At 62.4% G+C, this 21,590-nt stretch carries 20 protein-coding genes; 18 read left to right on the top strand and 2 right to left on the bottom strand.

Translation table 11 applies throughout. The features are described from left to right. Positions 1 to 37: 37 nt before the first annotated feature. From L0U83_RS25460 to L0U83_RS25430, 7 genes are all read left to right on the top strand, one after another. Positions 38 to 982: a LolA-like protein gene (locus L0U83_RS25460; protein WP_233886942.1), complete on the top strand. Its 945-nt coding sequence runs from the start codon at positions 38 to 40 to the stop codon at positions 980 to 982. Positions 983 to 1,012: 30 nt separating this feature from the next. After that, positions 1,013 to 1,849, top strand: a complete 837-nt coding sequence (locus L0U83_RS25455) for a LolA-like protein (protein WP_233886941.1) — start codon at positions 1,013 to 1,015, stop codon at positions 1,847 to 1,849. A gap of 98 nt (positions 1,850 to 1,947) precedes the next feature. Beyond that, the gene (locus L0U83_RS25450) at positions 1,948 to 3,564 is read left to right on the top strand and encodes a c-type cytochrome (protein ID WP_233886940.1); all 1,617 of its coding nucleotides are present in this window, start codon (positions 1,948 to 1,950) and stop codon (positions 3,562 to 3,564) included. A gap of 260 nt (positions 3,565 to 3,824) precedes the next feature. Further along, positions 3,825 to 5,333, top strand: a complete 1,509-nt coding sequence (locus tag L0U83_RS25445) for a cytochrome C (RefSeq protein ID WP_233886939.1) — start codon at positions 3,825 to 3,827, stop codon at positions 5,331 to 5,333. Between the two features lie 147 nt (positions 5,334 to 5,480). After that, positions 5,481 to 6,152 (top strand): c-type cytochrome, encoded by a 672-nt coding sequence (locus L0U83_RS25440; RefSeq protein WP_233886938.1) that lies wholly within the window; start codon positions 5,481 to 5,483, stop codon positions 6,150 to 6,152. A gap of 234 nt (positions 6,153 to 6,386) precedes the next feature. Then, complete coding sequence (ccsB, locus tag L0U83_RS25435) at positions 6,387 to 7,541, top strand: c-type cytochrome biogenesis protein CcsB (protein WP_233886937.1); 1,155 nt, start codon at positions 6,387 to 6,389, stop codon at positions 7,539 to 7,541. A 135-nt stretch (positions 7,542 to 7,676) separates the two neighbouring features. Next, entirely contained in the window at positions 7,677 to 8,186 is a 510-nt protein-coding gene (locus L0U83_RS25430) for a DUF1269 domain-containing protein (RefSeq protein WP_233887884.1), read from the top strand. Positions 8,187 to 8,363: 177 nt separating this feature from the next. Here L0U83_RS25430 and L0U83_RS25425 read toward each other — a convergent pair whose 3' ends face one another. Further along, positions 8,364 to 8,996 carry a lytic transglycosylase domain-containing protein gene (locus tag L0U83_RS25425; RefSeq protein WP_233887883.1) on the bottom strand — a complete coding sequence of 211 codons (633 nt, stop codon included), beginning with the start codon at positions 8,994 to 8,996 and terminating at the stop codon, positions 8,364 to 8,366. Positions 8,997 to 9,546: 550 nt separating this feature from the next. Between L0U83_RS25425 and L0U83_RS25420 the strand changes: the two genes are divergently transcribed. Further along, entirely contained in the window at positions 9,547 to 10,338 is a 792-nt protein-coding gene (locus L0U83_RS25420) for a response regulator (protein WP_233887882.1), read from the top strand. A 16-nt stretch (positions 10,339 to 10,354) separates the two neighbouring features. On the opposite strand, the gene L0U83_RS25415 is transcribed toward L0U83_RS25420, so the two are convergent. Beyond that, positions 10,355 to 11,488, bottom strand: coding sequence for a PAS domain-containing sensor histidine kinase (locus tag L0U83_RS25415; RefSeq protein ID WP_233886936.1), 1,134 nt, complete (start codon positions 11,486 to 11,488; stop codon positions 10,355 to 10,357). 290 nt (positions 11,489 to 11,778) lie between these two features. Between L0U83_RS25415 and L0U83_RS25410 the strand changes: the two genes are divergently transcribed. From L0U83_RS25410 to L0U83_RS25365, 10 genes are all read left to right on the top strand, one after another. Next, entirely contained in the window at positions 11,779 to 12,414 is a 636-nt protein-coding gene (locus L0U83_RS25410) for an SCO family protein (protein ID WP_233886935.1), read from the top strand. A 48-nt stretch (positions 12,415 to 12,462) separates the two neighbouring features. After that, the gene (locus tag L0U83_RS25405; RefSeq protein WP_233886934.1) at positions 12,463 to 13,119 is read left to right on the top strand and encodes a response regulator; all 657 of its coding nucleotides are present in this window, start codon (positions 12,463 to 12,465) and stop codon (positions 13,117 to 13,119) included. 185 nt (positions 13,120 to 13,304) lie between these two features. Beyond that, positions 13,305 to 13,778 carry a type II secretion system major pseudopilin GspG gene (gene gspG, locus L0U83_RS25400; RefSeq protein WP_233886933.1) on the top strand — a complete coding sequence of 158 codons (474 nt, stop codon included), beginning with the start codon at positions 13,305 to 13,307 and terminating at the stop codon, positions 13,776 to 13,778. A 55-nt stretch (positions 13,779 to 13,833) separates the two neighbouring features. After that, positions 13,834 to 15,036 carry a type II secretion system F family protein gene (locus L0U83_RS25395; protein WP_233886932.1) on the top strand — a complete coding sequence of 401 codons (1,203 nt, stop codon included), beginning with the start codon at positions 13,834 to 13,836 and terminating at the stop codon, positions 15,034 to 15,036. Between the two features lie 149 nt (positions 15,037 to 15,185). Beyond that, positions 15,186 to 16,796 (top strand): GspE/PulE family protein, encoded by a 1,611-nt coding sequence (locus tag L0U83_RS25390; protein WP_233887881.1) that lies wholly within the window; start codon positions 15,186 to 15,188, stop codon positions 16,794 to 16,796. Next, a complete protein-coding gene (locus L0U83_RS25385) occupies positions 16,777 to 17,667 on the top strand; it encodes a hypothetical protein (protein ID WP_233886931.1) in 891 nt (296 codons plus the stop codon). Before L0U83_RS25390 ends, L0U83_RS25385 begins: the two co-directional genes overlap by 20 nt. Next, positions 17,664 to 18,194 (top strand): hypothetical protein, encoded by a 531-nt coding sequence (locus L0U83_RS25380; RefSeq protein WP_233886930.1) that lies wholly within the window; start codon positions 17,664 to 17,666, stop codon positions 18,192 to 18,194. The genes L0U83_RS25385 and L0U83_RS25380 overlap by 4 nt, the downstream gene beginning before the upstream one ends. Beyond that, positions 18,191 to 18,757: a hypothetical protein gene (locus tag L0U83_RS25375; RefSeq protein WP_233886929.1), complete on the top strand. Its 567-nt coding sequence runs from the start codon at positions 18,191 to 18,193 to the stop codon at positions 18,755 to 18,757. The genes L0U83_RS25380 and L0U83_RS25375 overlap by 4 nt, the downstream gene beginning before the upstream one ends. Next, positions 18,754 to 19,362, top strand: coding sequence for a hypothetical protein (locus tag L0U83_RS25370; protein ID WP_233886928.1), 609 nt, complete (start codon positions 18,754 to 18,756; stop codon positions 19,360 to 19,362). The genes L0U83_RS25375 and L0U83_RS25370 overlap by 4 nt, the downstream gene beginning before the upstream one ends. Further along, the gene (locus L0U83_RS25365; protein WP_233886927.1) at positions 19,363 to 21,588 is read left to right on the top strand and encodes a type IV pilus secretin PilQ; all 2,226 of its coding nucleotides are present in this window, start codon (positions 19,363 to 19,365) and stop codon (positions 21,586 to 21,588) included. Positions 21,589 to 21,590 lie beyond the last annotated feature (2 nt).

The following is a 21,590-nucleotide window of genomic DNA, read 5'->3' as shown; positions in this document are numbered from 1 at the left end:
AACCGCTTTTCGTGCGCAGATAAAGAGGAGATGACTCATGAACCGCTTTCTTTCGCTGGCAATCCAGACCGCGTCGGTGGTGACGCTTCTGGCGAGCGCTCCGGCAGTGCTTGCGGGGTCTTCTGCGGCAAGCGCGCAGACCGCGGGAGCGGCGCATATGAGCGCGGCGCAGATCGTCGACCGGAACGTCGCGGCGCGCGGCGGCCTGCAGGCGTGGCACGCGGTCAACACGATGACGATGTCGGGGCAGCTCGAAGCTGGTGGCACGAAGAACACCAGGCTGCCGTTCACGATGACGCTCAAGCGTCCGCGCAAGAGCCGCATCGAGGTCCGCTTCAACGATCAGACGGCCTTCCAGGTCTACGACGGCGCGCAAGGCTGGAAGGTCAGACCGTTCCTCGGCCGCAACGAAGTGGAGCCGTACTCGCCCGCGGAGGCCAAAGCGGCCGCATCGTGGGCTGAACTGGACGGTCCGCTCATGGACTACGCGGCAAAGGGCACGAGAATCGACGTGCTCGGCATGGAAATGGTCGAAGGCCACCGCGCGTATGTGCTGAAGCTGACGATGAAAGACAGCACGTCACGCCGCGTATGGATCGATGCGTCCAGCTTTCTCGAACTGAAGGTCGATGGGGACCCGCGCAAGCTTGACGGCAAGATGCACAACGTCGCCATCTTCTATCGCGACTACCGGAAGGAGGGCGGCCTCGTCATGCCGCACACGCTCGAGACGGTTGTCGTCGGCGCGAGAGGCACGCACAAGCTGATCATCGATAAGGTCGCAGTGAACCAGCCGGCGGACGACACCCTCTTTTCCAGGCCGCAGATCACGGTGGCGAAAGTGACGCACCCGTCGCCGGGCGTCGGCGTGAACCCGGTGCTGAGCCCGAGCCCGCACCCGACTGCGAGCCCCGGCACGAATCACAATGCCAGTACGACCGCCGGCGCGCACCCGAGCCCGCGCCAGAGCGCGAGCCACTAGCCGTTGGGTGCTCCCATGAGGTTGACGGCCATGAAACCAGTCGCAGTATGGGTGCTCGCCGGTAGCGTCGCGGCGGCCGTGTTCGCGGGCGAGCAGATGCCCGCGCGGGATCTGAGCGTGGATCAGATCGTCGAGAAGAACGTCGAAGCGAGAGGCGGTCTCGACGCCTGGCGTAAAGTCCAGACCATGATCTGGTCCGGCCACGTCGATAGCGCCAATGCGCCTGCACCGGATCTGCCGTTCGTCCTCGCCATGAAGCGCCCGAACAAGACACGCTTCGAGGTCACGGTGTTCAACCAGAAGTCTGTACGCGTATTCGACGGCAAACAAGGGTGGAAACTGGGCCCGAACGGCATGGGCAGCGCCACGCCGCGGCCGTACTCGATGGATGAGGCGACGTCCGCGCGCGACGAGCAGGTGATCGATGGGCTGTTGATCGACCATCAAGCGAAGGGTGTCAGCGTCACGCTCGAGGGTACCGATCAGGTGGGCGGCCGCGATGCGTATCGTCTCGCCGCGAAGCTGCCTTCCGGCGTGACCCGCCATGTGTGGATCGATGCTCGAACATTTCTTGACGTACAGGTGGACCACCAGGTGCGCACCCCGCTCGGGCAAACGGTCGTGGTGCTGGTGGGTCACAGCGACTTCAGGAGCGTCGAGGGGCTGCAAATACCGCTCGAGATCGAGAGCGGCGCGGTGGCATCCGACAAAAAGGACAAGCTGACGATCGACAAGGTGTCGCTCAATCCGGTGCTGGACGATGGTCTCTTTACGAGACCCGCGCCGCCGCAGATGCACCGCAAATCGGTTTCAATCGACGTCGATGCCTCGCCGGCGCTGCCCGGCGCCGGACATCCGTCGCCCTGACCATGAATCGCGCGGGAAGCGGGCCAGGAGGCCGCACATGGGCACCTTCGCTTGCGGCGCGATGGTTTGCTCCATGCGCGTTGCTCGCCGCGCTGATCATGCCGGTGGGCGAGGCGCGTTGCGCACCGGCCGCGCAACCGGTCGCGACAGGGAGCGCCGGGCAGGCTCTTTACCAGCAGGGGATCCTGAGTTCGGGCGAACCGCTCGAGGCGATGCACGACGGGGGCGTGCACCTGGAAGGCGCAGCCGCGGCCTGTGTGAACTGCCATCGCCGCAGTGGCCTGGGCTCCAGGGAAGGCAACAGCAGCATCCCCCCGATCACCTGGCGCTACCTCGTCGAGCCGCGCGCACAGAACACGGAAGATGCCGACTTGCCCTATGTTCCCGGGATGCGTGCCGAACGCGAGCCGTACACGGATGCGACGATCGCGCGAGCCATTCGCGAAGGGATCGACTCGGAAGGCAAGCCGCTGAGCAGCCTGATGCCGCAATACGCGCTGAACGACGCCGATATGCAGGCGCTGATCGGCTATCTGAAGCACCTCGACCGGCGCAGGGCGACGGGCGTTACGGATACCGTGCTGCACTTCGCGACGATCATCACGCCCGATGCCGATCCGGTGAAACGCGCGGGCATGCTCGATGTGCTCACGCACTACGTCGCCGACAAGAACGTCTTTCCACTCGGTGCGGTGCCGCCGTTGCGTTCGTCGCGCAAGATGATGTTCATGGTGAATCGCCGCTGGGAACTGCACGTGTGGGAGCTCAAAGGTCCGCCGGACACCTGGCGTGAACAGCTTACGCAGTTTCTCGCCCGGCAGCCCGTGTTTGCAGTGTTGTCGGGTATCGGAGGCAAAAACTGGGCGCCGATTCACGATTTTTGCGAGCAGGAGGCGGTGCCGTGCCTCTTTCCCAACGTGGAAGTCCCGGTCGAAACCGATCACGACTTCTATTCCGTGTACTTCTCCAAAGGCGTGCTGCTCGAGTCGGACCTGATTGCTGCGCGCATTGTCGATGAAGCTGGCGCGCGGCAGGCGCAGGGGACGAAAGAGGCAAAAGCGCTGACGCGCGTCAGGCAGGTCTATCGTGCGGGAGACAACGGCGAGCGCGGCGCGCAAGCGCTCGCCACGGCACTGAAGGCTTACGGCATTGCGGTGTCGGACCGCGTGCTTGCCCCCGGCGAAAGCGTTGCGCATGCAATCCAAGGGATACCGCGCTCGGACGTGCTCGTGCTGTGGCTGCGTCCACCGGACGTCGCGGCGCTTGCGCGAATCCCCCCAGCGACGGATACCGTGTTCATGTCGGGCCTCATGGGCGGACTCGATAGCATCCCCCTGCCGGCGAGTTGGCGCGGCGTCACGCGGCTCGCGTATCCGTTCGACTTGCCGGAAGGGAGGCGCGTGCGCGTCGACTACGCATTCGGCTGGTTCTCGATCAGACAGATTCCGATCGTTGCTCCACAGGTGCAGGCAGACACGTATCTTGCATGCGGTCTGCTTGCTGAGACGCTGAGCCATATGGTCGATGCGTTCGTGAAGGACTACCTGGTGGAGCGCATTCAGGACATGCTCGAACGCCGGATACTGACGGGTTACTATCCGCGCCTGACGCTGGCGCCGGGGCAGACGTTCGCGTCCAAAGGCGGCTATATCGTCCGCTTTGCCGGGCCGGATCACATCAAGCTCGTGGCCGATGGGAACTGGATCGTGCCGTGAGGTCAATTGCGTAGTGCAGGCGCGTGTCGCGCACCTGCACGTCGACTCATCAATTGATTCGCAAACCGAACTAATTTGCGCGCGCGGCTTCGTTCCGAAGAAGCCGTGGCGCTCAATGCTGTGTGCAAACGGCGAACGGGCATTTGACACACTGCGACATCTAGCGCAACGCCTACCACAAGAGGAGGAGATTGCCCCATCCCGATTCGGATTGCGCGTTTGCACAATGAAGTCATCGCGTGCGGCACAAAGGGTTCATCGTGAACGGTGGCAGCATCCAGAGGCAATCGTTCTCATACCGCCGCGGAACATCGCAATGCGAACTTCGGCCTTCAGCGCCGGTGCGCTACGTTTCGCGACGCGGCGCGGGAGCGACAGTCATGACAAGAGCACTTGTCAGCCATGCGGCATTTCGAAACTTGCTGCGCGGTGGCTGGATACTCACCCTCGCAATGCTGGCATGGCTGCAGGCAACCACCGCATACGCGCTGCCGATCTTCGCGCGCCAAACCGGACAAAGTTGTGTGGCTTGTCACGCCGGAGGGCAATTTCCTGAGCTCACGCCTTACGGGCGAATGTTCAAGCTCACTGGCTACACGCTTGGCGAGCGCACGGTCCCGATCGCCGCGATGGCAATCGGCGATCTGAGCCAGACGCGGGTCAACAACGACGCGAGCGGCAATCCCATCAATACTAAGAACGGTCTGCCAATATTCGACTTTGCAAGCATTTTCCTTGCCGGAAAGATCACCGACAAGATCGGTGCCTTCACACAGTTCACCTATACGAACTATGACCATCAGAATGGCGTGACGAACAAATGGGAAGGCCACTGGGGATCCGACAATACCGACTTCCGGTTCGTGGACCGGATCTTCGGAGAGGCGAATGATCTCATCCTCGGAGTGACCGTGCACAACAATCCGACGGTGCAGGACGTCTGGAACTCCGCGCCGGCATGGGGTTATCCGTACATTTCATCGACGATCAGTCCGGTTGCCAAAATCCCAAACCTGCCTGTCATCGAAGGAAGTCTTGCGTCACAGGTGGCGGGCGTCGGCGGTTACGTGTACTGGAACAAAACGGTCTACGCCGAACTGACCGCGTACAGCACCGCCGACGGAATCTGGTCGTTCATGAGTCACGGCAATCGGGAAGGAAATGCGGCTCACCCGCAAACCTACCTGCGCGGCTACAACCCGTATGCGCGCATCGCGTTGACGCGAGACTGGGGGCCCCATAGCGCAATGGTCGGCGCGTTCCTGTTGAACGTAGACATCTATCCGAACGATCCCAACCAGTTCCCGATCTTTACGCAGGGCGTGACGCGCTACCGCGATTACGGCATGGATGCTCAGTACGAGTACCTGCTCGAGCCGCACACGATCACCGCGCAAGCTCGCTATGTGCGTGAGAACATCCATGATCCGAACAATTTCGTCCTCGCCGACAGCACGTCGGGGAATCTCGATTCGCTGAGACTCAAGGCATCGTACGTCTACCAGAGCAAGTACGGTTTCAGCCTTTCGTTCTTCAATACGACAGGTAGTCCAGACAGTGCGGCCTACGCAGCCAGTGCGAACCTCCACCCGAACACGCAGGGCTGGACACCTGAAATATTCTGGATACCGAATCAACGTGTCAGGATAGGCGTGCAGTACACGCACTACACCAGGTTTCTCGGCGCCACGTCCAATTACGACGGCACCGGGCGTAACGCGAGAGACAACGACACGCTCTTCATTTATCTGTGGGCCGCTTCATGGTAATGCCCTGAGCGCTGTTTCCGGTGCGCCGTGCCGCGACGACGGTGCGCAAGCGGGTGGCCCCATACGATGTGTCGAAGCGGTTTTGTATTTGCGCGGAACGTAAGCACCACAGATGACATCGGAAGCTGCAGTAAGGAGGTGGGTAACATGAAGAGAGTGGCGCATATCGCCTCCATTGGGATTCTGCTGGCCGGGGCGGCCTGCCAGGACCTGGAGCGTTCGCGGCAGGTCGACAACCCGCTGGTTCCGGGAAAGACCATCGCCTTGCAAGTGTGCTCGAACTGCCACGGAGTGAACGGCGTTTCCGTATCGCCTACCTTTCCGAAGCTCGCCGGGCAACGAAAGGAATACCTGGTCGATCAACTGACGGACTTCAAGAACCATTCACGAGCCGACCCGAATGCGCAGCGTTTTATGTGGGGCTTCACTCACTTGACCGACACGCAGATCGACGAGCTAGCCACGTACTTTTCGAGTCAATCCGCGGCCCTGGGCGTTGCGAGCGATCTCGCGCTCATCAATGAAGGCAAGGCAATCTACCATGCGGGCCTGCCTGGCAAGGGCGTCGCGGCGTGCGTTGGGTGCCACGGGCCGCATGGCGAGGGGATGAATCAGTTTCCCCGGCTCGCGGGCCAGCACGCGGACTACGTCGTGAAGCAACTCGGGGTCTTCCAGCAAAGCGACACCCGGCCTCGCGGCGCCGTCATGAAGGCTGTGTGCGCCAACATGTCGGACAGGGACATACGCGCGGTAGCGGCGTTCGTCGAAGTGTTTCCGCCAGAAGAGGAGGTATCCGCCAGCCCGCCAGGCAATCAATGAGCAGGGGCATTGAATGTGGCGCGGCTTCGCTCAACGGCTTTGGTGCCCGCCTCCTCAACGGGCACCTTTCATGGTGCGCCGTCCCCCCCGGGGCGGGCACCCTTTTTATGCCCGGCGGGAGTCGCTACGCCTTTCCGCCTGCGTCGTCCTTGGACGGTGAATGCCATGAAACCAGGCTCATCTTCACCTGATGCCACGGTGCATGCTCCAGTGGCACTGCATCGGCCTCTGTGCATGTACGACGCGAATCAAAGGAGCGTGCTGGACGATGAGCGTATCTTCCTGCGCCGCCTGACGGTGGTGGACTGGCTGTTCGCGCTGGCGCTCGTGGCGGGCGCGGGCTTCGCGCTCTCGCGCTATCACGCGCACATGAACTACTACGACAAGCTGGTGCTCTGCGGCACCACGCCCGCGCTCGTCGTGCTGGGCTGGCGCTGGAAGCCGGCGCGGCTGCTCATGGCAGGTATCGCGGTGCTCGCGCTTTTCGCGATCCAGATCTACCAGGGCGACCTCGCGCGCGCCGACCAGGCCTTTTTCCTCAAGTATTTCCTCTCCAGCCAGTCGGCCATCCTGTGGATGAGCGCGCTGTTCGTGCTCGCCACGCTGTTCTACTGGATCGGCCTGCTCTCGCGCTCGCCCTCGGGCGGCTCGATCGGCTCGAAGCTCACGTGGGCGGCGGTGCTCATGGGCTTCGTCGGCCTGATGGTGCGCTGGTACGAGTCCTACCTCATCGGCGCGGACGTCGGCCATATTCCCATCTCGAACCTCTACGAAGTGTTCGTGCTGTTCAGCCTCATCACCGCGCTCTTCTATCTGTATTACGAAAAGCACTACAACACGCGCGCGCTCGGCGCGTTCGTGCTGCTCGTCATCAGCGCAGCCGTGGGCTTCCTGATGTGGTACTCGATCTCGCGCGACGCGCAGCAGATCCAGCCGCTCGTGCCCGCACTGCAAAGCTGGTGGATGAAGATCCACGTGCCGGCGAACTTCATCGGCTACGGCAGCTTCGCGCTTTCGGCCATGGTGGGCGTGGCGTACATCATGAAGGAGCGCGGCGTGCTGGCGGACCGCCTGCCCGCGCTCGAGGTGCTCGACGACGTCATGTACAAGTCGATCGCCGTGGGTTTCGCGTTCTTCACCATCGCGACCATTCTCGGCGCGCTGTGGGCCGCGCAGGCCTGGGGCGGCTACTGGAGCTGGGACCCGAAGGAAACGTGGGCGCTGATCGTGTGGCTCAACTACGCGGCCTGGCTGCATATGCGCCTCATGAAGGGCCTGCGTGGCGGCGTGGCGGCCTGGTGGGCGCTCACGGGCCTGCTCGTCACGACCTTCGCGTTCCTCGGCGTCAACATGTTCCTTTCGGGGTTACACAGCTACGGCAGCCTGTGAGGAAAACGAAAGCCTATCTGCGGGTCTCTACCCACGCATTTCGGCGGGCATTACTACTTAAAGCCAGCTTCGGCGCGAACAAGAATGTCACCAGGGGTTTCGGTGCGTGCCCGGCGTAAAGTTGGAGTGCCTGAAATGAGACGCGTCTACTTTTTGTTGCCCACCCCACAGCGTGCGCGGGCGATCGTCGGCGAGATGCTTGTGCAGCGAATCGAGTGGCGGCACATGCATGTGATCGCCAACGAGAACGTGTCGATCGACGGCTTGCCGCAGGCGTCGCTCGCGCAAAGCAGTGATCTGCTTGCATCGCTGGTGCGAGGCACGGCAGTAGGCTGTGCGACCGGATTGCTGGTGGCGCTGATCGCCTTTGTCGTTCCGCCCGAAGATCTCAGGATCGCCAGCGGCACCGTGGTGATCCTCACACTCTCAGGCGCGGGATTTGGCGCGTGGGTCGCAGCGATGATTGGCGTCGAAATGCCAAATTCGCGATTGAAGCGTTTCGAAGAAGGGATTCTCCGGGGCGAGCTTCTAATAATGATCGACGTCCCGAAGGAGAGAGTGGAGGAGATCGAGCAGGTGATCGAACTTTACGACGCGCAGACGCACATCGAGGGAACCGGCCCGAGCATGCCCGCGATTCCGTGACGCGCGCCAGCACGGGTCGACACACAAAGACACGCAGCACAGGAGGGAGAGCGTAGGACGCGGCGACCTGCGAATGCTCGCGTCATACGTAGCAGAGGGCGTCCGGCCGACTGAACTGGTCCCCAGTCGGCCGGTTCGCTATTCAAACTCTTCGCGCAACGGCGCGGCGTCAGGCAATCAACTGGCCGCGAGAAGCTGCTTGTAACGCGCCAGCACGCGCGGAACATAGAGACGGGTTTCCGGCAGCGACGGTACGCGATAGCCGGCGCGAATCACGGCATTCTCTCCAGCGTTGTATGCGGCCAGTGTGAGTTCTACGTCGTCCTTGAACAGATCGAGGAGAAAACGCAGATAGCGGGCGCCGGCCAGTACGTTGTCGCGTGGATTGAACATGTCGCCTTCCGAAAATCGCCTCGCGGTTTCCGGCATCAACTGCATCAGTCCCAGCGCGCCTTTGTCCGAAACCGCCTTCGGGTTGTATCCCGATTCGACGTCGATTACCGCGCGAAGCAGTTCGGGTTGAACGCGAAAAGAACGACTCGCTTCGTCGATCACGTCCGCGTACATGGGGAAATCGGCGCTGCCGGGGGACTTGCGGGAGCGGCCCCTTGCGCCGGGTTCACCTCGCGGCTCGCCTGCAACGATCACCTTCAATCCGGGCTTGCCCGGTACGTTCGTGAGAACGACCGCTCCATTGCCGTCGACGGCGCCAAAAATCTGCGCGCATACAGCTTCCGGCAACACCACACCGAGCGTCGCGAAGGCGAGAATGATTGCGTTTCGCAAGCTGAATGATGAGTGGGAGTGCATCGTTGTCTTCTCCTGCAACTGAATTGTGGTTGCAGAAAAAACAGATCGACAATGGGGCACCTCCCTACACTTTGAGACGTGAATTGGCCGCCGCAAAGCACAGTGCAGAAACGTAACATCTGAAACAAACGGAAAGATTCGGTAATCAGCGGAAACGAATCAGCCGTTATGCAGGGCGCCTATATTCTTCTCATCCGGCGCAATTGTCGTGGGTTCATTTGCGCCGGGTGATAACAACGAACAGGATTGCGCCATCGCTGACAATTGCGAATCCTCTGCGGAATGCAAAAGGGTTCGAATTTGAAACATTTTTGATGCCCGCCGCGCTCGCGAATTTTCCGGAAATGTGGAGATGCGCGCCGTTGCTTGCTCAAAGAGAAGTGGCGCGAACCTTGCAAAGGGCACGCGCATGCAAGCCCCGAGAAAGAAGCGTAAAGCAAATACTTAGGAATTCGAATGTAAGTGATGAAAGCTTAACGGAAGGTTGTGGCGAAGTCAAATCGTTGAGCCAATCATGAAGACCGAGGGCGTTGGAACCGGGAGACAAGACGTGAATACCAAATGTCGCGTTGTAATCGCAGAGGATCACGATCTGCTGAGAAATGGCCTACGTTCGATGCTGTGTGCGCAAGGCGACTACGACGTCGTCGGCGAAGCGAGGGACGGCAAGGAAGCCTGCCAGCAGGCGATGATGCTCGCCCCTCAGCTGATCCTGATGGATCTGTCGATGCGGGGGATGAATGGCATCGACGCCAGCGCAACGATCAAACGGCGATCGCCGGACGTGCGGATCATTGCGCTCACCGTGCATCAAAACGAGGAGTACGTGCGGGAGGCGCTGCGTGCCGGCGTCGATGGTTACGTGCTGAAGGACGTATCGTTCGACGAGCTGCTGGTCGCGATGCGCTCAGTCATGCAAGGCAAGAAACATCTGAGCGCAGACGTGTACGGGTACATGGTCGACTCGTTCGTCAGCGGCCGTGAAGCGCCAGCACCAAAGCATGCCTGGGACGTGCTGACCGCGCGCGAGCGCAGCGTGCTGAAGCTGATCGCGGAAGGGCGCACCAACCGCCAGGTAGGACAGTACCTGAACCTGAGTCCGAAGACGATCGAGAAGTATCGCGCAAGCATGATGCACAAGCTTCACATCGCCAATCTGACCGAACTGGTTCTCGTCGCGATGAGCATGGGTTTGCTGACCTCGCTCGCGGCCAAGTGCGCTGAGCCGAACGTGGACGACGAGCACTTGCCGGAACGATCCGAGCCGGCGGCGGGTTCCGGCCCGGCGGCCGAGCGGCCCGAATACAGGCTTGGAGAGACGGGGACGTTGGGGGCTGACTGAGCGCGACGAGAACGCGCTAGCGCGTCCAGGTCGCGCAGACGCGGGTACCCGTTGCGGCGGATGAGTCGATCGAGAACGCGCCGCCATGCATTTCGACGCGGTGCTGCATGCCGATCAGGCCCAATCCTGTCGTATAGGCATCTTCCGTGGCGAGCGGATGGTTTTCATAGCCAATGCCGTTGTCCTGAATCGCCAATAACCAGCCGCCCGCGTCGCCCCGCAGGCTGAGGGAGATTTGAGTCGCCTCGGCATGTTTGACGGCGTTGTTCAGCGCCTCCTGAGCGACTCTGAACATGTCCGCTTTCAGATGTTCAGGCACGTCGTTATCCGCGACGTCGCAGTCGAACGAAACCGACAGCGCCGCCGCGCTGTGTTCGACGCGCCGGCACAGCGAACTCAATGCGGCGGGCAAGCCCAGCTTGTCCAGCATGAGCGGCCTCAGTTCACCGCATATCTGCCGCACGTCGCCGATCGTTTCTCGGATCCGGAACACGGTTGAATCCAGCAGGTTCGCCGCATCGTCGATCTGCCCGCGGCGTATGCGCATCAGCGTGTCTTCCGCCATCAGCTTGATGAGGGTTAGTGCCTGGCCGAGGCCATCGTGCAACTCCGCAGCAAGGCGCTGGCGCTCCTTCTGCTGGCCCATCATTAGATACGTCTGGCACACGCGCTCGCGTGCATCGAACAGTTCGGCCGGGTCGGCTGAGCCGGGCTCGAAGGTCAGCGGCTCTTCGAACAGCGTCAGCAAGACGGTCGATCCCGGCTGTCTCGTGGGCAAAATTTGCTGATGCAGCGCGAGCCGCGTGGGATGGCCTGTCCGGCTGCTGAGAACCGCACTGAACGAATGAAACTCGCAAGCCGCGCTCGCAGATAATTCGTCTGCCAATTCAGCGTGATAGTCGTCGGGCGCGAGGTCGGCGAGACCCTTGCCGGCAAGCTCGGCGCTCGAATAGCCGAGCAGCGCGGCGGCGCTGCGGTTTGCGGACACGAAGGTCCCATCGGGCGTGAGAATCGCGAGCGCGGCTCCTCGCGCGTCGGTGACGACGCCGGCGTCCGGTTGGCTGGAATATGCCGTGCTACGCAGCTTGCGCATGGCTTCGATCAGGTCGAGCAATCTTACCTGCGGTCCCCCTGGCTGACTTTCATCCATCGCAGCTCCCCGATGTATCGGTGTCGGTACAAGCAAATCGTAAGATTACCGGGATTGTAGGCCGTGATGGATGCGAGCCGCAACGGGGAATCTGTGACGTTTTAATGTGGGGACACCCCCACTGCTCGGTGCGGGTTTTCCATCAAGCGGGCATACCCTACCGCCGTTTGGGGTCCCTCATCCAATGACGCTCGTGGGCAAACTCATGACACTGGTTTTGCGAGGGAGTGAGAGCGCCGCGACCGGCGCATCGCGAGACGCGACCCTTCTCCTCATTTCTGGAGACCAGTATGAACAGGACTGCAAAGTTAAGGATAGGTGCATTCGTGCTGACGTGCACGGCATTCGCGGCAACAGCCGCGTGGTGCGCACCTGCCGGGGACGCCGAACCCGTTGTCGATCCTCACATGCATCATCACATGATGGCGGGCATGACGACTCGCACGACGGCACAGTACACGCTGCCTTCGGTTGACCTCGTGCGCGATGACGGCAAGACAGTTTCGCTGATTGGCGAGTTGAACGATGGCAGGCCAGTGATCCTGACGTTCATCTACACCACCTGCACGACGATCTGCCCGATGGTCAGCCAGACGCTCGAAACATTGCAAAGCGATCTGGGCAGCGACCGTGACAAGGTCCACATCGTGTCGATCTCGATCGATCCTGAAGAAGACACCCCTGCGCGACTCAAGGCCTACGCGGCCAGGTTCGAAGCGGGCCCCGAGTGGCAGCACTATACCGGCACGGTCGAGGCGAGCATTGCAGCGCAGCGCGCGTTCAACGTCTATCGCGGCGACAAGATGAACCACACGCCGGTTGCATTCCTGCGCGCCGCGCCCGGCAAGCCCTGGCTGCGCATAGACGGCTTTGCTACGCCAACGGAACTGCTCGCCGCCTATCACGACGTGGTCGCTTCCAACTAGGCGCGCGGCGTCCAGCAAGGAGCGACGAAATTGGAAAAAAGACATCGTGTGCTGATTGCCGAGGACCAGCATTTACTGCGCAGCGGCCTTTGTCGCATGGTTTCCGAACTGGACGACTACTGCATCGTCGGCGAAGCGAGCGGCGGGATAGAAGCCCACCGCCTCGCCAGGGAGACGCTGCCCGATCTGATCCTGATGGATCTGACGATGCCCGGCGGCAGCGGCTTCGAGGCGATCGCTGCCATCAAGCGCGAGTCCCCGTGCATCAGGATCATCGTCCTGACCGTTCATTGGAGTGAAGACCATGTGCGGGAGGCGTTCGCCGCGGGTGCCGACGGCTACGTGGTCAAGGACGCATCGTTCGAGCAGTTGGTCCGGGAGATGGGCTTCGTGATGCAGGGCAAGCGCACGGCAGGCGCCGGCGCCAACCGGATCTGCGGCGGCGCGCACGGATCGCAGGAGGACATCGCCCACCATGCGCAGCTCTGGAACGCATTGACTGGCCGCGAACGCACTGTGTTGCGGCTCGTGGTCGAAGGACACACGAACCGGCAGGTTGGCGAATGCCTGAGTCTCAGTCCCAAGACCGTGGAAAAGCATCGCGCGAACCTGATGCGCAAGCTCGGCATCAGGAACCTGAACGGCCTCGTGCGCCTCGCGATCGACATGGGCGTGCTGACGCTGCCCGACGACGAGCATGTGTGAAATCCCTCCAGTCAGGAACGGTGCAACTGGAGGGTCTTTACCCATGTCTTTGGACGGCACTCCCTACTTCTTGCCCGTATCGACCTGAACAAAAATGCTTTCAACGGCTTCAGCGAGGCTGAAGCGGTGAGTCGATACAGGGGAGGGGAGCCGTGCACAGCGAATCGACCTCTATCCAATGCGGCATGCGGGAGCCCTCGCCAGAGGCGCCACGGCATTGCACGAGTCTCGCGGCATACGCGCAGGCACGCGCGCGCGCGTGCCGCGGCTTCACGCTGCTAGAACTGCTCGTCGTGATGGTCATCATCGGATTGCTGGCCGGTCTCGTTGCACCCCGATATTTCGAACAGGTCGGCAAGTCGAACGTCAAGATCGCGCGTGCGCAGATCGTGTCGCTCGGTCAGGCGCTCGATCAATACCGGCTCGACGTCGGCGCCTATCCGACGACTGAAGAAGGCCTCGATGCGCTCGTCGTCAAGCCGCAGAATGTGACCCGCTGGAGCGGTCCGTATTTGCAGAAGGCGGTGCCGGTGGATCCGTGGGATCGCCCGTATCAATATCGTTCGCCGGGCGACCACGGCGACTACGACCTGTTTTCGCTGGGCAAGAACGGACGCGGTGACGGCACGGGCGAGAACGTCACGGTCTCGTCATGGTAGCGATGCACGGCGGCTCTGTCGCGCCGGTGATGGATTGTCTGCAAGGAGAGTCGTCGTGAAGTACGTGCTACGTGTCTTCGATACGAATGGCTCGGTGCAGACGCTTCGCATCGACAGCGATTCGTCGACGGCAGCCACCGCGGTTGCGCGTTCTCGCGGCATGCGTGTCGTGTCGGTTCGCGCCGACGGCGGGCGGCGGCGGCATCGTGCGAACCGGCTGGGGATACCTGGCGCGCGCTTCAACGTCGAACTCTTTGCCCGCGAGCTTGCCGCGCTGCTTGACGCGGGCGTGGGCGTTGTCGATGCATTGCGCACGCTTGGCGGCAATGAACGCCGGGAGGCGTCGGCGCAAGTGTATCGCGACCTCTTGCGCCAGCTCGAAGAGGGGCAATCGCTGTCCGCCGCACTTGAGCACGCAAGCCATATCTTCCCGCTCGTTCTGGTCGCATGCGTGAAGGCGAGCGAGCAGACCGGCGGTCTCGCCGATAGCCTCACACGTTACTCGCGCAATAGCGCGACACTTCATGAGCTGCGCGCACGCGTGGTGTCGGCGGCGATCTATCCGACGGTCCTGCTGTTCGTCGGCGCGGCTGTCGTCCTGTTCCTGCTCGGTTTCGTGGTGCCGCGCTTCGCGAGCCTTCTTGAACACAGCGGGCGCGAGCTGCCGCTGCTGTCGCGCCTGCTGATGGCATGGGGTGGCATGGTGCACGCGCACGGGGCCGGACTGAGCGTCGGTCTCGCTGTGCTCGTCGTGGCGACGGGCTTTGCATTGCGCCGCCCGTTCGTGCGGAACTGGATCGCCGATCGCATGCTGGCGCTGCCGGGGATCGGGCAACACTTCCGCGTCTTTCGCCAGTCGCAGTTCTATCGCACGACGGCCATGCTCGTCGACGGCGGCATTCCCGCAGTGAAGGCGTTCGACCTTGCACAAGGTCTGGTCGGACGCGCGGACCAGGCCGCGCTCGCCAGCGCACTGCAGCGGGTGCGCAACGGCGCGAAGGTTTCGGATGCGTTTCAGGAGGCCGGACTCGCGAACGCGATCGCGTACCGCCTGCTGACGGTAGCGGAGAAGACGGGCGGTCTCGGCCCCGTGCTCGACCGCATCGCAGCGTTCCAGGAAGCGCAGGTGGCGCGCACGATCGACCTGATTTCGCGACTGATCGAGCCCGCGATGATGATCGTCATTGGTGTGGTGATCGGCGGCATCGTCGTGCTGATGTACATGCCGATCTTCGAGATCGCGTCGAGTATTCAGTAGATATTCAGTAGCATGGATTGGGGAAGCGCGTGGATACCGTCATCGCCTTGCAGGAGGGCCTTCAGGCCGAAGCGCGCGCCGACCTGCGCGACGCGCTGAGAGCGCTCAGCGAGCGGCATGGTTCCGGTATCCGCGCGCTCGAGGAGCTGATGGCGCAGACCTCGCTCAGCGCGGACGAGCTTCGCGAGCAACTGGCAGCGCAATTCCGCATGAAGTCGATTGGCATGCGCGAGCTGAATCGGCTCGAACCGGATTTCGAAGTCGTTTCGTTCGTCGACGCGACGACCCGTCTCTGTGTGTGCTTTCACGATCCAAACGACAGCGATAGTCATGGGCTGCTGTTCGTGATCGTCGATCCGCTCGATGCTCGCACGCGCGGCTGGGTCGAGCACCGGATGCGCTCGCAGCCGGGCGTCCCGTATAGCTGGGCACTCGCAAGCGCAGGAGACATCAATGCGTATCTGACCGTGCGCGAAAAGGACGTTCGCGCGATGGACTCCCTCGCGTTCGATGATCCGATCCAGAACACGGTCGATCCGGCCTCGCTGGCGTTGACGCTGCAGGGCATCAGCAACGATGACAGTCCGGTGGTCAGACTGCTCAATTCGACGATCTACGACGCGCTCAAGATGATGGCGAGCGACATTCACCTCGAGTGCCGCGCGAATGGGCTGATGATCAAGTGCCGGGTGGACGGTGTGCTCACCGTGGTCGGCCGTGCCGAGGGCCGCGACGTCGCGGACCAGGTGCTCTCGCGCGTGAAAGTGATCTCCGAGCTCGATATCGCGGAGCGACGCGTGCCCCAGGACGGCCGCTTCAAGGCGCAGTACGCGGGGCGTGAAATCGACTTCCGCGTGTCGATCATGCCGAACCAGTTTGGCGAGGATGCTGTGTTGCGGATTCTGGACCGCTATCAGCTTTCGCAATCCGCAGGCGGTCTGACGCTCGAGGCACTCGGTTTTCAGGAGGGCGACACGCGCTTCATGCGTACGATCGCGTCGATGCCGTACGGGATGTTGCTCGTCACGGGGCCGACCGGCAGCGGCAAGACCACGACGCTCTACGCGATTCTCACGGAAATCAACAACGGCCTCGAAAAGATCGTGACGATCGAGGATCCGGTCGAATACCAGCTCGGCGAGATCCTGCAAATTCCGGTCAACGAAGCAAAGGGACTCACGTTCGCACGCGGGCTGCGCTCGATTCTCCGGCACGACCCGGACAAGATCATGGTCGGAGAAATCCGCGATCCGGAAACCGCGCAAATCGCCGTGCAGGCCGCACTGACCGGGCACCAGGTGTTCACGACCGTCCACGCGAACAACGTGTTCGACGTAATAGGCCGCTTCACCAACATGGAGGTCGATCCGTACTCCTTCGTTTCCGCCCTCAATGGCGTGATTGCGCAGAGACTGTTGCGGCAATGCTGTCCAGACTGCATGACCGAAGACACGGTTGACAAGGAGACGCTCATCCGCTCGGGAATCGACCCGGAAGCCGCGGGCAGCTACCTCTTTCGCCGGGGCGCCGGCTGTGCCGCATGCCGCGGCAGCGGGTATCGCGGACGTCGTGCGATCGCCGAGGCGCTGCGCATGAACGACGAACTTCGGCAACTGCTGTCGGAGCGCGCGCCACTTGGGCACATCAAGGCTGCGGCGATGCGCTATGGCATGCAGACGCTGCGCGTCGCCGCGATCGAGCTCGTGAAGCGCGGCGAAACGACACTCGAGGAGATCAACCGTGTCACGATGGTTGAATAGTCCGGTTGCGATCGGAATCGGCACACGCGAGATCGTCGTCGGGGTCCGCGCGCCCGGACTGTGGCGCCCGCGCAAACACCTGCCGCCCGCGGAGCCGACCAGCATCACGATTCCCGACGACCAGTACGGCACCGAGTCGGGTCTGCTCGATGCGCTACGCGCGTCTCTCATCGCCACGCCCGGCGTTGAGGCAGCCGATGCAGTCGAGAGCGCGCCCCGCGAGGCGAAATCGCCGGCGCGCAACGCACACGTGGTGCTCGACGACTTCTGGGGCAACCACGCGATATTGCGCGGCGACTTTCGCACCCTGCGAGCGCGCGAAGTCGAAGAGATCGCGCTCGCCCATTTCACCGACACCTACGGCATTGACGGCGAATCGCTGCTGGTGCGCTTCTGCGTGCAGCAGGGCGGCCGTGCGCTGTTTGCGAGCGCGATGTCACGCGCGCTTCATGACGGCATTCATGAAGTGGGTGTTGCCGGGAATGTCCGGATTTCCCGCCTGAAACTGGGTCTTCCGGAAATGCTCAATTGCGTCGATGTCGTGGCGGGCGGCGATGCGCTGCTGATATTCGTTGCCGAGGAGTTGATGCAGGCCGTGATGATCGAGCGGCGTGGCTGGGCCGCCTATGACGCGCAGCGCCTCTTTCCCGGCGACGCGGGCAACGCGTCAAGGCTCGCCGAACTGGCCGAGCAACTGTTCGAACGTTCGGCGACGCGAGCGGGCTTCAAGCGTGAAGACTGCACGATCTATCTGTTCGGGAACGACACCGACCCGGCGCCATTCGAAGCGCGTTTTGCGGCTGCGATCCGGCCGGCGCAACCGGCGTCGGACAGTTCGCCCGCGCGCCGACTGATGGAGCACGCGCAATGATCCAGATCCTCGATATCGACTTCGCGAGGCGCCGCGTGCGCATCGGGACGAGCGGCCTGATCTTGCTGTGTGTCGCCGTTGTGCTGCTGTTCGCCTGCGGCGCGCGTCTCTGGCATGCCTATGCCGAGAACGATCGCGTGCAGGCGGATCTCGACGCCGTCCGCCATCGGACGTTCGCGCAGCAGCACGCGGTGAAGCCGCCGCCGACACCGGCCGCAAAACTGGCGGAAAAGCAGAGCCTGTCGATACTGCGCGAACTGACCGTGCCGTGGCAGGACCTTTTTTCGATCGTGGAGGATTATCCGGACCATGATGTCGCGCTGATCGGCATCGACCAGAACCCCGCACAGAGCCAGATTCGCATCACGGCCGAAGCGAAGAACGTCGACGCGATGATCACGTACCTGAAGTATCTGCAGACGAGCGTGTTGCTGCGCGAAGCCGTGCTCAACGATCATCTGGTCGAGACCAATGTGCCGGGCAAACCGGTTCGTTTCCAGATCACCGCCGTCTGGAGGAAGTCATGAAAGCGGAGCAACTGCGCGACAGGCTTCTGACACTGCGCTTCGAGTTGCGGCGCTCGTACGGCCTGCCTGGACTCATCGGCGTGCTAATGATCGGCGCGGCCGCCCTCATGTGCGCCGAAATCGCCAGCGTGGATGCCGACACGAAGGAAATGCAGGATTCAGGCCGGCTCGCGAAGGCGGCTAAGGTGCATCACCCAGACGGCACGCGCAGCGCCGAGGTGGACGCGGTCGCGCTCGACGCCTTGCCGGAACTGTTCCCGCGCTTTTCGCAAAGCGCGGACGATATTGCGTCGATATTCGAGCAGGCGCGTGGCAGCAATCTGACACTCGGGTCCGCCGAGTACCAGGTGAGCACGGATTCGGGCGCGCGCTTCACGCGCTATCAGGTGATGTTGCCGGTCAAGGATCAATACAGTGCAATCCGGCATTTTCTTGCGTTGGTGCTCAACAACGTACCGAATGCAGCGCTAAGGGAAATCCATGTCGAGCGTCCCGCGGTGGACGGCAATATTCTCGACGCGCGGGTGCGCTTCGAACTGATTTACCGGAGCGCCCAGCCATGAAACCCGCTCTGTCCATGCGTGTGCTGCTGGTGGTGTGCGCGATCGCGGCCGCCGGGGCAGGGTATCGCGTCATGGTCGCGGCACGCCAGATGCCGCCGCAGGCCGTCGTGCCCGACAGCCAGCATCGCAGTGACACACACACGCGGCGAGATGCCAGGCATCGCACGCACCCGTCCGACGCAGCCGAAAAGACTGCGGCGTCATCATCCGCTGCGCAGGGCGCGCTCGCCGGTACGGCAGGGGCGACGGCCCATGCGAAGCTCCTCTCGTTGCGCGCGCCGCTGTCCCTCGAATCGGCCCACGATCCATTCACGGTCTCTTCGTGGCTTCCGCCGCCGCCTCCCGTCGAAGCGCCAGCCGCGCCGGTGCGGCCCCCTCCGCCCACCGCGCCTCCGGTGCCTTTCACCTACGTGGGGCAACTCGATGCAAAGGCAGCCAAGCCACAAGTCTTTCTCAGCAACGGGGATCAGTTACTGATCGTGTCGCCAGGCGACGTGATCGACAACCAGTACCGCATCGAGTCGGTGTCGGAGTCGGACGTAGTGCTGACCTATTTGCCGCTGCACGAAAGGCAGGTGGTAACCATTCCACGAGAGGACAAGTAAATGAACACCTCACGCACACGGGGTGCGAGCCGCGATGGGGACAGCGGCCCGCCGACACGCCTCTCGCCAGTCATCCGGTTTCCTGTTCCGTGCCGGGGCGCGATGCAGGTCGCGAGGAGGCGCGCGCTGGCGATTGCCGTGTCCGTGCTCGCCATTAGCGGCTGCATGCACGTACCGAATATCCATGACGATCCGACCGACGCGCAGGCGAAAGTCGACTATCTGAACCAGCGCAACGCTCAGGTCACCACGCTGCTCGACCAGGCTGATCAATACCGCAAGAGCTACCAGTTCGACGACGCGATCCGGAACCTCTTCCAGGCGTACGCCATCGACCCGACCAATGAGCGCATCCGCAAGATCGGCATGCAGATCGATCAGGATCGCAAGGACCTGGCCATCCTTCAGGAGGCCGAACGGATGATGAAGCGCGGCGCCTATACGCAGGCGGCCGAACGGGTGCACCGCGTGCTGGTGGAGAACCCGACCAATACCCTCGCTCAGCAGATGCAGACGGAAATCAACGCAAAGCTCAGTCAGCAACGCGCGGATCGCGACGACAGGCTCGCTGCTTCATCGATCATGCAGAAACCGGTGACGCTGCAGTTTCGCGAAGCGAACGTGCGCATGGTGTTCGAAGCGTTGTCCCGCACCACCGGGCTGAACGTCATCTTCGACCGCGACGTCCGCGCCGATCTGAAGACGACGATCTTCGTGACGAACGCTTCGGTGCAGGACACGGTCGACATGATCCTGATGCAGAATCAGCTCGACAAGAAGCAACTCAACGCGAATACGATTTTCATTTATCCCGCCACTCCCGCCAAGCAGCTCGAATATCAGGAACTCAAGGTGCGCACGTTCCAGCTGTCGAACGTCGAGGCCAAGCAGATCCAGCAGTTGCTGAAGAGCATTCTCAAGATCAAGGAGGTCGTGATCGACGAGCGGGCGAATACGGTGACGGTTCGCGGCACGCCGGACACGATCAAGGTTGCCGAAGAGATGATCGCCGCGCAGGATCTGCCGGATCCCGAGGTGATGATGGAAGTCGAGGTGCTGGAAGTGTCGCACGAGCGCCTCACCGATCTTGGCATCGACTGGCCGAACTCGTTCACGATGTCGACCCCGAGCACCGCGACGACATGGGGCATTCTGCATCATCTGACGATCAATGAACTGAATGTCAGCAGCCTTTCGGCCACGGCGAACTTCAAGCTGACCGACACCGATGCGGATCTGCTTGCGAGCCCGCGCATCAGGACACGCAACAACGAGAAGGCGCGCATCATGATTGGCGACAAGGTGCCGGTGATCTCGAGTTCCAGCACGCCGAGCACGAGCGGCCCGTCTTATACACAGATGATTCAGTACCTCGATGTCGGCATCAAGCTGGAAGTGCAACCACGGGTCTATCGCGACGGCGACGTCGGCATCCAGCTGAATCTCGAAGTCAGCAACATCACCAATACGATCTCAAGCAGCAATTCAAATGGCCTGAATTCGCTCGCCTATCAGATCGGGACACGCAGCGCGTCGACGAGTTTGCGTCTGCGCGATGGCGAAACCCAGATTCTCGGCGGCCTCATCTCGGATGAAGACCGTAGGAATGCTAACAAGGTCCCCGGTCTTGGCCAGTTGCCGGTACTCGGGAGGCTGTTCTCCAACCACCAGGGCGACCACGTCAAGACCGAGATCGTGTTGCAGATCACCCCGCACATCGTCCGACCGCAGATTGCCCCCGATGCGGACACGCAGGAATTGTGGTCGGGCACCGATGTCAATGTGCACGCCGATCAGCTTCGGCTGGATCCCGTCGTGGCGAGTGCGGCAACGTCCGTGGAACCGGTGGCAAAGCCGATGCCTGGCATGGTCGGCGGCGGCACGGTTGGCGGCACGTCTTCGCGAGGGGGCGCCGAGGCGTATCCCGCACTGCCGTCGCCTTCGAACGGCGCGTTCGGACAAACGGCGCCGCCGCCGCGCACGACGCCGCCCCCTGAACCGTATGGTGGACGATTCTCGCGAGCGCCTGTGCCGCAAGCGGCTCCCGCTGGGCAGTCCGGGCAGAGCGCAGCGCCGGCACCGGCCGCGCCGCCGGCAGCGGATCAGACGGGCGGCGAAGCGGAGTCCGCCGCGGCACCGCCGCCCGCACCGCCCGCGATGCTCCAAATGCCGCCTGGCACCATGCCGAGCGATAACCCGCTGCGCCCGGTCGAGGGCGGGTACTGAAC

It is taken from the genome of Paraburkholderia flagellata (assembly GCF_021390645.1).
Classification (GTDB): Bacteria; Pseudomonadota; Gammaproteobacteria; order Burkholderiales; family Burkholderiaceae; genus Paraburkholderia; species Paraburkholderia flagellata.
The sequence above is the reverse complement of the archived record's forward strand: the minus strand, read 5'-3'. Positions and strand labels throughout refer to the sequence as shown.